Here is a 12,420-nt window from a genome sequence, read left to right as displayed (position 1 = left end):
CGCCGGTAACAGACGCAGCTAACCCTGTGGGAGCGAGCCTGCTCGCGAAGGCGTCAGCTCAGTCGACATTGATGTTGAATGTCAGTCCGCTATCGCGAGCAAGCTCGCTCCCACAAGGGCAGAGGGATCAGCGTTGCGCGGTCTTGCTGACCGCGGCGCTGTTGTCGTGGATCAACTGGGTGATCATCGCGTCGGCCTCGGCCAGTTGACGGTCGTAGACGTTGGTGCTGAACGACGCCTTCTGCGGTGGCTGTTGCGCCAGCACCGGTCCGCTCTGGTCGTGCAGGTCCACATCGACCATGGTCGACAGGCCGACCCGCAGCGGATGTTTGGCCAGTTCCTCGGCGTTGACGTGGACTCGCACCGGCACGCGCTGCACGATCTTGATCCAGTTGCCGGTGGCGTTCTGCGCCGGCAGCAGGGCAAAGGCGCTGCCGGTCCCGGCGCCGAGGCTGTCGATGGTGCCGCTGAATTTGACGTCGCTGCCGTAGAGGTCGGTTTCGATCTCCACCGGTTGGCCGATGCGCATGTCACGCAGCTGGGTTTCCTTGAAGTTGGCGTCGATCCACAGTTGATCCAGAGGAATCACCGCCATCAGCGCGGTACCCGGTTGTACGCGCTGGCCAAGTTGTACAGAACGCTTGGCCACGTAACCGGTGACCGGTGCAATCAGGACGCTGCGCGAGTTGTTCAGGTAGGCCTGGCGCAGTTGTGCGGCGGCGGCCATCACGTCCGGGTGCGATGAAACAACGGTGTCATCGACCAGCGCACTGGTGGTCTTGAGCTTCTGTTCGGCATTGGCCAGGGCGTTTTGCGCCGAGGTCAGGTCGTCGCGGGCGTGGGACAGCTCTTCCTGGGAAATCGCGCCGCCAGCGGCAAGGTTCTTGCGCCGGCTGAAGTTGTCCTGGGCCTTTTGCACTTCGGCTTTCTGGGCGTTGACCTGGGCCTTCATGCCATCCACATCGCTGTACAGGCCACGCACCTGACGCACGGTACGCGCCAGATTGGCCTGGGCGTTTTGCAGGCCGATTTCGGCATCGTTCGGGTCGAAGTTCACCAGTACCTGGCCTTCATGGACCAGATCGCCGTCATCGGCGCCGATGCTGACCACGGTGCCGGTGACCAGCGGGGTGATTTCCACCACGTTGCCGTTCACATAGGCGTCGTCGGTGCTTTCGCTCCAGCGCCCGTAGAACTCATGGTAGGCCCAGACGCCCGCGCCGCTCAGCACGACGATGGTCGCCAGGACCAGCAGCATGAACTTGCGCTTGCCCGAATTGGGGTTGCCCTGGGTGTTTTCAGGAGGTTGAGTTGTATCGGCAGTGGCCATGACAAGTACCTTGAATTAGTGGGTCAGCGTGGCTGGCGTGGCGGTGGCCGTGGCAATGGCCTCAGGCTGGAAACCGCCGCCCAGCGCCTGCATCAACTGGATCGACAGGTCAATCCGCTCGGCATTCAGGTTGGCCAGCTGACGCTGGGCCTGGAGCAATTGCTGCTCGATGCTGAGCACGTCCAGGTAGTTGCCGATGCCGGAACCGTAACGCTGTACCACGGTGTTGTAGGAATCCTGGGCAATGTCGGTGGCGTGCTGCTGGGCAGCGATCTGCCGGCCGATATCGCGTAGCTGGTTGATGCTGTCACTGACATCCCCCAGTGCCTTGACCAGGCTTTTGTTGTACTGCGCCACGGCGAGGTCGTAATCGGCGTCGCGCGAATCGAGGTCGGCGCGCAAGCGGCCACCGTCGAAGATCGGCACCGAGATCGTCGGTGCGATGTTGAAGAAGCGGCTGGCCGAACCAAACATCGCATCGCCCAACAACGATTCGGCACCGGCGGCGGCGCTGAGGTTCAGGTTGGGATAGAACCGGGTCTTGCCGGCATCGATGCTTTTGCTCGCGGCCTCGACCCGCCAGCGCGCGGCCACCAGGTCCGGGCGACGCCCGAGCAATTCGGCCGGCAGCACCGAAGGTAGCGCTACCGCACTCGGCTGAAGAATGTTCGGGCGGGCAATTTCATTGCCGCGGTCAGGGCCTTTGCCGAGCAGCACCGCGAGAGCGACTTTCGCGCTGTTCAGGCGTTTTTCGGCGTCGATCAGGTTGGCCTGGGAAGTGGCTTCCAGGCTTTCGGTCTGCTGGAACTGGTATTGGCTGTCGATCCCGGCAGTCATGCGTCGCTGGCTCAGGTCGAGCATTTGCCGGGTGCGCTTGAGGTCTTCACTGGACAGGTCATAGACGATGTGTGCCTGGCCGAGGTCGCTATAGGCACGGGCGACATCGGCGGCCAGGGTCAGTTGCGCAGCCTGCTGGTCGACTTCGGCCGCTCGGGCCTGGCCCAAGGCCGCTTCCCAGGCATCGCGCTGACCGCCCCACAGGTCGAAGTTGTAATTGAAACTGCTGCTGATGTTACGCACGGTGGCGTACGTATCGCCCTGCCCACGCGGGTCCTGGTCCCGGGCCAGGCGCGAGCGGCTGACACCGGCGCTGGCATCCAGGGTCGGCATCCGCTCGGCGTCGGCTGCGGAAGCGGCAGCGCTGGCCTGATGGGCACGGGCGTCGGCGATCTGCATGTCCGGGCTGTCGCGCAGGGCCTCGCGGATCAAACCGTCGAGTTGCGGGTCGCCGAGGCTTTTCCACCAGTCGCTTTTCGGCCAGGCGGCGGGGGATAAAGTCACACCGCTGAGGGATTTCCCGGTCTTGAGGGTCTTCGCGTCGAGGCTGACGCCTTCGGTTTTCAGACCGCTGTAACTGGCGCAACCGGCGACGCTCATGGCCAACAGCACCAGGCTCAGGCCGGTACGCAAGGGGTTACTGCTCATTTGTCACCTACCCGTAGCAGGGTAATCGCGTCACCGGCTGCCACCAAAATTTTCTTCAGGATCAACTCCAGGGTTTTCAGTTCCTCTGGAGTGATGGCACCGGCCAGTTCATTCATGGCTTCGGCACCGATGTGCGGCAGGCGGTCGGCCAGTTTCTGCCCTTCTTCGGTCAGTACCAACTGCACCTGACGGCGATCCGCCTCGGAGCGTTGGCGAGCGAGGAAACCCTTCTGTTCCAGACGATCGAGCATGCGCGTCATCGAGCCGCTGTCCAGGGACAGGTGGCGGCACAACTCGCCCGGCGAATCGACGCCGAACTGGGCGATGATGATCAACACCTTGAACTGTGCGGCGGTGATGCCGTGGGGTTCCATGTGGGTGTCGATGATCCGGTCCTTGAGCAGCGCGGCACGCCCGAGCAACAGGCCGAGATGGCAATTCTGGAAATCGTCCGGAGAGAAATGTTTCATCTGACCACCAATTAGCTGCCTAGGCAGTGAATGTATGTCGAGATGTTACTGCCTAGGCAGCGAATGTCAACGCAATAGTTAGCAGGCTTGGTAAATAGTTGACTAATGGCGTCAGATTTTGTGCTGCCCACGCCGACGCCTTCGCGAGCAGGCTCGCTCCCACAGGTTCTGCGTAACCCTTGTGGGAGCGAGCCTGCTCGCGATGGCAGCGACTCGGATCCGAGAAGAAACGGGGGCTTAGAAATCCCGCTTGTAGAAGATGTCCAGCGAACTGGCCACGCCGCCAGCGGCTTCGAGGTAAACCTTCTTGCTCAGCTTGTAGCGCAAGGCAATGGTGTTGGCCGGTTCGAACACGCCGACGCCATAGCGCAGGCTGAGCTTCTCGGAAATATTGCCGCTGGCCACCACACTGGTGGCAGTACCGCTACCCTGGGTGTCGAGCTGGAAGTCCTGGATGCCCAGGTTCTTGGCGATGCCGCTGGTCACCCCGGAACTGCCCATCAAGCCCAGACCGAGGGCCGCCTGGGCGAGCATGTTGTTGTCCTCGCCATTGCTGCTCAGCGGACGCCCGAGCACCAGATAGGACAGGGCCTCCTCCTGGCTCATGGCCGGTTCGGAAAAGATCTGTGTGGTCGGCTGCTCAGCGCTGCCACTGAGGCGAATGCCGGCGATGATGTCGCCGGTCTTGCGAATGGCCTCGATGTCCAGGTACGGCTGATCGATGGGCCCGGCAAACAGCAAGCGTGCCCGGCGCACCGAAAGCCGCTGGCCGTAGGCGCGATAACGCCCGTCGTTGAGCCACAGCTCGCCACGGGTGTCCATGTTGTCGCCGATGTGCACATGCCCCTGCACATTCGCGGTCAGGCCAAACCCGGCAAAGCTCAGCTTGTCTTCGCCAACCAGCACTTCGATGTCCATCTTCATCGCCAGCGGCGGTTTACCCTCCTCGGTTTGCTGACCAATGATCACCGTGTCATCGGAGACCTTGACCGTCGACGGCGGCAACTCGCGAATGGTGATTTCGCCCCTGGGCACCAGCACTTTGCCGGCGATGGCCAACTCGTCGCCTTTCATCGAGATCTTCAGGTCCGGAGCGACTTCCAGCTTGGCGTATGGCTCGACGGTGACTGGCAACTGCGCCCCCTTGAGCGCCAGGTCCACCACCAGTGCCTGACCCCAGGTGACGTTGCCGCTCAGGCTGCCCTGCCCGACCTTGCCGCTGTTCCAGCCGCCGTTCAGTTCTACGCTTTCGCCGGCGATGAGTGCTTGAACGTGCAGGTTTTTCAGCTCCATCGGCAATTCAGGCCCGGAGATCTGACCGTCGCTGAGTTGCAGGCTGCCATTGACCCGCGGCACCAGCAGCCCGCCGGAAATCGTGCCGCTGCCATTCAAGCGCCCGGTCAGTTTCTCGACCATCGGCACGAACGGCCGCGCCACCGACAGGTCCAGCCCGCTCAAGCGGAACGAGCCGCTCAACGGTTTGTTCTTCGGCAACGGATCGAGCTGCGCCTGCACCATCAGTTCGCCGAGTTTGCCGCCGACGAAGTTGAGCTCGGTATCGATGCGCTTGGGCGTGAGTTTGCTGGAGAGTTTCAGGGTCTGGTACGGGAAGTCCAGCCACTGGTCCTTGTCCTTGTCCTTGATGCGCAGCGTGCCGCCGCCGGCATCGACGCTGATCTGGCCGTTCGGGCCACTGGCCGGCAGGTCCAGTTGCAGGTCGGCGTTGAGCCGGCCCTGCCAGGCGAAATCCTTCGGCAACCACTGCGCGAGGCTGTCGATCGGGAATTGCTTGAGGTGATAACGCAGCTTCGGCTCGGGCATCAGGCGTGAGTCTTCACCGCACAGGCTGGCTTGGCCGGATGCCCAGCAATGGGCGCCAAAGTTGATTTTGCCGTCCGCCAGGCGTTCGAGTTTCGCCGACCCTTGCAGCTTCCAGTCCTGGCCACCGGCCTGGATATCACCGCTGGCCAGGCGTCCGCGCCAATTGCCTTTGTCCAGCGCACCGTCCAGACCCAGCGCCAGTGTCAGCTTCGGCCCTTGCAGATCGAGGCTCAGCTTCTGGTTCTTGATGTCGCCCTGGCCGCTGGCGGTCAGGGTTCCCAGTAAAGTGTCGCCGGCCCGGATGCCGCTGCCTTTGAGGTTGATCTTCGCCCGTTGCGCACTGTCGAGCGTGGCGTCCAGGTTCAGGCTTTGCAGGCGATTGTCCTGGAAAGCCAGTTGCGAGCCTTGCAGGTCAAGCTTGCCCTGGGGCGCCTTGAGCGTGCCGGCGACATCCACGCGACCATTGAGCTGGCCGCGCAATTGCGGCCAGAGCTGGGCCAGGCGCGGCAGCTTGAGATCGATCTGGCCGGCGAGTTTCTGTTGCAGGCTGCCTTTGCCGCTGATGCTGTTATCGCCGAGGCGAACTTGCAAAGCGTTGAGGTTCCATTGCTCGCCACGGCCGTCGGCCTTGGCCTGGATCACCGCCGGCTGACCACGCAGTTTGCCCTTGAGGTCCAGGTCGGCATTGAGGCTGAGCACTTCGTTTTTCAGCTCGCCCGTGCTGCGCAGCGGCCCGGCCAGTGTGCCCGGCAGCTCTGCGACCCAGTACGCCGGGTTGATCGCCGACAGGTCCAGCGCGGTGTCCCAGGCAATGCCGTCGGCGAATTGCAGGTTCAGGTGCCCTTCGGCCTTGCCCTGCCCGGCCTGGAGTTGAATCTGTTGCAGGTAGATTTTCGTCAGGTCGCCGGCGAACGGGCTGGCCAGGGTGAAGACGCCAGCAGGACCGTCCGCCGCCGCGTCAAAATGACCGAGGTACTTACCGTCGGTGTAGGAGACTTCGCCGGTGAACGTGCGAAGCGCTACCTGAGGTTCGTCAATGAGCGGATAGAGCCTGTGCCACGGAAAGTCCAGCCAGTCGATCTTCGCCTCGGCGCTCAGACCCTTGCTCCAATCCACAAGCCCTGTGAGCTTGAGGTTTTGCTTGTCGTTGGCGGTCAGGTCCAGCGCGGCAATCTGCGCGCCCTTGGCGTCGACCTTGCCTTTCAGCGCCAGGGCGACTGGCCCTTGCTCGGCGGGCAGCGTGGCTTTGCCGAGCAGCGCGTAGCCGTTTTTCAGGTCGCCCGCCCCCGTGAGTTCAAGCTGATTGAGTTGCAGGGTGTCCGGCAGATCGGCACTGGGCTTGAAGCCATCGGCGGTGATCCGCACCTTGGCCGGCAGGTTTTCCACCAGCGGTTGCAGTTCGCCGGTCAGTTGCCCGTTGAGGTAACCACTGCTGTCGGCTTTCAGGTTCAGGGTCTTGAGCAGGTCGCCGTCGACCTTCAGCGCCAGCGCCAGGGGCTCAGGCGTCGACAACAGGGTCAGCTTGCCGGAAGCGCTGAGGGGCCAGTTGCCGGAGGGTTGCAACAGACCGGACAGGTTCAGGCTCAGGTCATCGCGCTGCAACGACACCGCGTCGATCTTCAAACCCGCCGTCGTCCAGTGCGCCGCCAGTTGCAAACCCTTGAGCTCTTCGCTGCCGTTGAACAACAGGCTGCCGACCTTGATCTCCCCCAGTTCGATGGCCAACGGTAACTTGAGCTCCGGGAGTGTGATCGGGCCGCTGTCTGGCTCTTCGGCACCCGGCGGGAACGTCAGGCTGACCTGATCGGCGTGCAATTGCTCGATGCACAGGGTCATACGGGTCAGGCACAACGGCGACCAGGCGAAAATCACCTTGCTCAGCTCAACCCGGTTGCTGTCCTGCTGCCACAGCACCCGGTCGGCACTCCACTGCCCGCCCAGCCGGCCCTGGTAGTTTTCCAGGGTCAAACCCGGCACGAAACCCAATGCCCAGCGGCTGCCCGTCGCCGTGCCCAGCACCGTGGCCAGCGTCAGGACAACCACCGCCACCAGCGCCGCCATCGTCAGCAGTGTTGCTTTCAAACCACGCTTCACAGCTCAGGCCCCATGGAAAAGTGCAGTCGAATGCCGCCATCGTCGTCCAGCGCGTGGGCCAGGTCGAGGCGGATCGGCCCCACCGGCGATACCCAGCGCACGCCGATACCAACCCCGGTCTTGAGGTTCGGCAATTCAAGTGTGTTGAAGGCGTTGCCCTGATCGACAAAGGTCGCGATCCGCCATTTTTCGGCGATGGAATATTGATATTCCGCGCTGGCGGCCACCATGTAGCGGCCACCGATGCGGTCACCGTCGGAGTTTTCCGGGGACAGGCTCTGATAGTCGTAACCGCGCACGCTCTGATCGCCACCGGCAAAGAAGCGCAACGATGGCGGTACCGATTTGAAGCCGTTGGTGGCACTGCCACCGACCTGCACCCGCCCGAGGAACCGGTGATTATCGAACACCGTGGTCAGGCCTTTGACCAATGCCGTGCCGTAGAGCAAGTTGCTGTCGGAACCCAAACCTTCCTTGGCCACTTTGGACTCGAATTGCAGGCGATAGCCGTTGTGCGGATCGATGCGGCTGTCGCTTTTGAGGTACGAGTAGCTCACGCCGGGCATCAGCAAGGTACTGAGTCCCGAGTCGTCGCCCAGTTGGTAATCCTCGCGCTGCCACTTCAGCGACACCACCCGTTGCCAACCGCTGGGCAGTTTGCTGTGCCACTCGGGACCGAGGGTCAGCAGCTTGCTGTGGCTGTCCTTATCGGCAATTTCTTGATTCTGATAGCCACCGGCAAAACGCAGTTTGTCGGTCAGTGGCGGGTCCAGCGGTATGTCGTAGAACAGCCCGACGTTTTGCCGAGGTGCCGAGACTTCGGTTTCCCAGCCATAACTGTGCCCTTGCGCATTGACCCAGTGCCGGGTCCAGTTGGCCTTGGCCCGTGGACCGACGTCGGTGGAAAAGCCCAGGCCCAGGCCCATGGTCCGCGGCTTGCGGGTTTCGAGCTTGACGTCCACCGGGATCGCTTCGTCCCTGGACGCCGTGGGTGCCGCGTCCACTCGAACGACTTCAAAGTAGCCGCTCGATTGCAGGTTCTGATTGAGTTCAGCGATCAGTTCCGAGTCATACGGCGTGCCGGTCTTGAACGGCACCATGCGTTGCAGCAGATCGTCATCGAACGGCGTATCGCCCTCGAAACTGACCTTGCCCAAGGTATAGCGCGGACCGCTTTCATAGATCAGTTCGATATCGGCGACGCCGGCACGGGGGTCGACCGACAGTTTTGAACGGGTGAAACGGCCGCTGAAAAAGCCATAACGCGAAGCCTGGTTCTGAATCAGGCGCTTGGCGTCCTCGTAATGCCCATGGTTGAGCACGGCGCCGGGCTTGAGCGCGTCGCTTTTAGGGATTCGAAAGGACTTGAGGGAAGCTGCCGGACCGTCGACACGCACCGTGACGTTGCGCAAGTGCACCGGCTCGCCGGGGTCGACCTTCAGCACCAGGCGCGGCTTTTCGCCGCCCTTCACCTCGCTGTCGATGTGCGGCTGGTAATAACCCAGGGCCTGGGCGGCCTTGCGCGCCTGCTCTTCGGCGCCACGGCTGAAGCGCAGCAACGCCTCTTCATCGCGATCGCCGAGGCCGCCGATATAGCCTTCAATATTGGCCTTCAGCTCGTCATTGGACGGTTTGATCCGTACATCCAATTCACTTTGTGCCAGCGCCGTGCAGCTGGTCATCAGCATCAGCACACCGCTGGTAATTCTTCCTGGAAACTTCATAGGCGCGGATGCTATCACGAGCATGGATCATGAACATGGGAGCGTGATAGAGCCTGACAAGCAAAGAAAGTTCGTCGTTCAAGCCGTTGCAGTATGTAACAGCTGGGGATTGGGGTGAAAAAACACGTGTTCGCGAATCGGTCCTACGGCAACCTCACCGATTTCCTGATAGCCCTGGCGCTTATAGAACTCCAGGTAGCGAGGGTTCCCGGTGTCGAGGATCACGCCCTGAGAGTTTTCATCCACCGCGCACCAGTTGTGCACGGCTTGCAGCAATTGTTCACCGAAATGCTGGCCCTGGAACTGCGGATGAACCCCCAGCAACGGCAGGACGTGCACCGACTCGTTCGGCACGCAGGCCTCCACGGCGGCGTGATACTCGAGGTAGCGACGGGTGCAGCGAAATCCCGTGCTGAGCACCATGCGCAGGCGCCAGGCCCAACTTTCAGTGACGCCCAGGCGTCGTTGCGGCGGTGCGATCAGGGCGATGCCGATCAAGCGGTCGTTGACCAGCAGGCCGATGGCCGGCAGGTCCTGGAGAAAGTGCTGGGTCACCAGTTCGCGCACGGTGGCGCGAACCCGCTGTTCGTAGCCGGGGCGCTCGGCTTCGAACAAATAGCCGAAGGTCGGCTCGTGTCGATAAGCCTGGTACAGCAGCGAACGTGCTTCGCGGGCGTAGCCGCTGTCGAGCATGTGAATATCGGCGATGGCGGTCGAGGTTTCGGGCATGACGGTTGATCTCCCCGGCACAGCTCGGGTGGCTGCGCTCTTGTTGTTACGAGCCTGTCGGCGCTGACACAGTTCCTTACAGATCCGAACTCAGTGTAGGCAATGAAATCGCCTTCGTCGGAACGCCGCCCGGAGCCGACTCGCTCCCACAAAGGGACAGACCACATCCGTTCCCTGTGGGAGCGAGCCTGCTCGCGATGAGGCCATCACTGCCCACACAAGACTGACTGACAAAACCGAATCCCCTCACCCCACACTGGCCCGATTCCCACATGTCAGCTAGCATCGCCCTTTTGCCAGGACTGCCGACCATGAAGATCGTCTCCTTCAACATCAACGGGCTGCGCGCCCGTCCCCATCAGCTGGCGGCGCTGATCGAAAAACACCAGCCCGATGTGATCGGCTTGCAGGAAACCAAGGTCCACGACGATCAGTTCCCACTGGCAGAGGTTCAAGCCCTGGGTTATCACGTGTACTTCCACGGGCAAAAAGGCCATTACGGCGTCGCCCTGCTCTCGCGCCAGGAGCCGCTGGCCCTGCATAAAGGTTTCGCCACCGACGAAGACGACGCCCAGCGACGCTTCATCTGGGGCACCTTCGCCGACGTCAACGGCGTGCCGGTGACCATCATGAACGGTTATTTCCCACAGGGCGAAAGCCGCGACCACCCGACCAAGTTCCCGGCCAAGCAGCGTTTCTATGGCGACTTGCAGCAATTGCTGGAAAGCCAGTTCAAGAACGACCAGCCGCTGGTGGTGATGGGCGATGTGAACATTTCCCCGGAAGACTGCGACATCGGCATCGGCCCGGACAACATGAAGCGCTGGCTGAAAACCGGAAAATGCAGCTTCCTGCCGGAAGAACGCGAGTGGATGGCCCGCCTGAAAAACTGGGGCCTGGTGGATAGTTTCCGCCACCTGAACCCGGACGTGGCGGATGTCTTCAGCTGGTTCGACTACCGCAGCCGCGGTTTTGAGGACGAGCCCAAGCGTGGGCTGCGCATTGATGTGATCCTGGCTTCCCACGGCTTGCTGCCACGGGTGAAGGCCGCCGGTGTGGACTACGAACTGCGTGGCATGGAAAAACCTTCGGACCATGCGCCGATCTGGCTTGAGTTGAGCTGATCCCTCCCGGCTGCATCAAACTCCTGTGGGAGCGAGCCTGCTCGCGAAAGCGGTGTGTCATTCAACAATGATGTCGACTGATACGCCCTCTTCGCGAGCAGGCTCGCTCCCACATGAGAAAGTGTCATTTTTCCGAAACCTTACTGACTTAATCTCCCGACACCTCCTTTGGCTATGTAAGGTGCCGGCATGATGCTGCGCGTGTTGTTCCTGTTGATGCTGTGCACGGGCTTGCCGCAAGCGGCCTCGGCCGGCGACTTGCCGACACCCGAACACGGCCCGGTGTTGCGGATTCAGGGTTCCAACACCATCGGCGCGGCATTGGCACCGGCACTGGTCGAGGGCCTGCTGAGTGAACAGGGCCTGCGCAAGATCCACCGCGAAACCCCGGACACCGCCAACGAACTGCGCATCGTCGGCGAAACCGTTCAGGGCCGTCGGGTCGTGGTGGAGGTGGCGGCCCATGGTTCCAGCACCGGTTTTACCGCGCTAAAAGCCGCCAGCGCCGATCTTGCCGCCTCGTCGCGCCCGATCAAGGACAGCGAACTGGTCAGCCTGCAATCCCTCGGTGACCTTAAAAGCCCGGGCGCCGAACAGGTCATTGCCATCGATGGCCTGGCGATCATCCTTCACCCGGACAATCCGCTGAACCAACTCGACACCCTGCAACTGGCGCGCATCTTCAGTGGCGAGGTGAAGACCTGGGAAGACATCGGCGGTCGCGGCGGGCCGATACATCTGTATGCACGGGATGATCAGTCCGGGACCTACGACACCTTCAAGGAACTGGTCCTCAGCGGCCGAGGGAAAACCCTGGGCAGTACAGCGAAACGTTTCGAGTCCAGCGAACAATTGTCCGATGCGGTCAGCGCAGACCCGCAAGGTATCGGTTTTATCGGTTTGCCCTACGTGCGCCGGGCCAAAGCCGTGGCCATTGTCGACGGTCAATCGCAGGCCATGCTGCCGCTCAACAGCCTGATTGCCACGGAAGATTATCCGCTGTCCCGTCGGTTGTTCTTTTACCTGCCACCGACGGGGAAAAATCCCTGGGCCCAGGCACTGGTGGCCTATGCCCAAAGCAGCAAAGGGCAGGCGATTGTTGCCGCCAACGGGTTTGTTGCCCAGACCGTCCAGGCCATGGCCGTCACGCCGAATGCATTGATGCCCGAGGGATACCAGTCCCTCAGTCGTCATGCCCAGCGGTTGTCGGTGAATTTTCGCTTTGAAGAAGGCAGTGCCAGCCTGGACAACAAGGCGCGGCAAGACCTGACGCGAGTGCTCGACTATATAAAGCAGCAAGACAAAATGTCCGGGCAAGTGACGCTGGTGGGGTTTGGCGATGCCAAGAGCGACCCGGCGCGTGCCGATCTGTTGTCGAAGCTGCGGGCCATGGCGGTACGGCGGGAGTTGGCGAAGAGCGGCGTGGTGTTTCGCGAGATACGTGGATTCGGTGCCGAAATGCCGGTGGCGGCCAATAGCGCCGATGAGGGAAGGATCAAGAATCGGCGGGTTGAGGTTTGGGTGTATTGAATTTGATGTTGATGTATTGAATTCGACGACGCCATCGCCAGCAGGCTGGCTCCCACAGGGATCACACTGAACCTGTGGGAGCCAGCCTGCTGGCGATTGAAGCCGCTGCGGTG

Annotated in this window: 8 protein-coding genes; 2 read left to right on the top strand and 6 right to left on the bottom strand. The window is 61.9% G+C overall.

Annotated elements, in window-relative coordinates; all coding sequences use genetic code 11:
- Positions 1–127: 127 nt before the first annotated feature.
- The 6 genes from ACM6J5_RS07200 to ACM6J5_RS07175 form a co-directional block, all read right to left on the bottom strand.
- Entirely contained in the window at positions 128–1,330 is a 1,203-nt protein-coding gene (locus ACM6J5_RS07200; RefSeq protein ID WP_095945985.1) for an efflux RND transporter periplasmic adaptor subunit, read from the bottom strand.
- Between the two features lie 15 nt (positions 1,331–1,345).
- Complete coding sequence (locus ACM6J5_RS07195; protein ID WP_414928087.1) at positions 1,346–2,815, bottom strand: efflux transporter outer membrane subunit; 1,470 nt, start codon at positions 2,813–2,815, stop codon at positions 1,346–1,348.
- Positions 2,812–3,285, bottom strand: a complete 474-nt coding sequence (locus tag ACM6J5_RS07190) for a MarR family winged helix-turn-helix transcriptional regulator (RefSeq protein ID WP_095945983.1) — start codon at positions 3,283–3,285, stop codon at positions 2,812–2,814. The genes ACM6J5_RS07195 and ACM6J5_RS07190 overlap by 4 nt, the downstream gene beginning before the upstream one ends.
- A gap of 237 nt (positions 3,286–3,522) precedes the next feature.
- Positions 3,523–7,200: a translocation/assembly module TamB domain-containing protein gene (locus tag ACM6J5_RS07185; RefSeq protein ID WP_414928086.1), complete on the bottom strand. Its 3,678-nt coding sequence runs from the start codon at positions 7,198–7,200 to the stop codon at positions 3,523–3,525.
- On the bottom strand, positions 7,197–8,924 hold the full coding sequence (locus tag ACM6J5_RS07180; protein ID WP_414928085.1) for an autotransporter assembly complex protein TamA: 1,728 nt from the start codon (positions 8,922–8,924) through the stop codon (positions 7,197–7,199). Before ACM6J5_RS07180 ends, ACM6J5_RS07185 begins: the two co-directional genes overlap by 4 nt.
- Before the next feature lie 78 nt (positions 8,925–9,002).
- Complete coding sequence (locus ACM6J5_RS07175) at positions 9,003–9,653, bottom strand: GNAT family N-acetyltransferase (protein ID WP_414928084.1); 651 nt, start codon at positions 9,651–9,653, stop codon at positions 9,003–9,005.
- Between the two features lie 311 nt (positions 9,654–9,964).
- On the opposite strand from ACM6J5_RS07175, the gene xthA reads away from it, so the two are divergent.
- Positions 9,965–10,777 (top strand): exodeoxyribonuclease III, encoded by an 813-nt coding sequence (gene xthA, locus ACM6J5_RS07170; protein ID WP_095945979.1) that lies wholly within the window; start codon positions 9,965–9,967, stop codon positions 10,775–10,777.
- Positions 10,778–10,966: 189 nt separating this feature from the next.
- Positions 10,967–12,307: a substrate-binding domain-containing protein gene (locus ACM6J5_RS07165; RefSeq protein ID WP_414928083.1), complete on the top strand. Its 1,341-nt coding sequence runs from the start codon at positions 10,967–10,969 to the stop codon at positions 12,305–12,307.
- The last annotated feature ends 113 nt before the right edge of the window (positions 12,308–12,420 follow it).

This window comes from Pseudomonas sp. IT-P74 (assembly GCF_949768175.1).
In the GTDB taxonomy this organism is placed as follows: Bacteria; Pseudomonadota; Gammaproteobacteria; order Pseudomonadales; family Pseudomonadaceae; genus Aquipseudomonas.
This window is presented reverse-complemented; position numbering and strand designations above follow the sequence as displayed.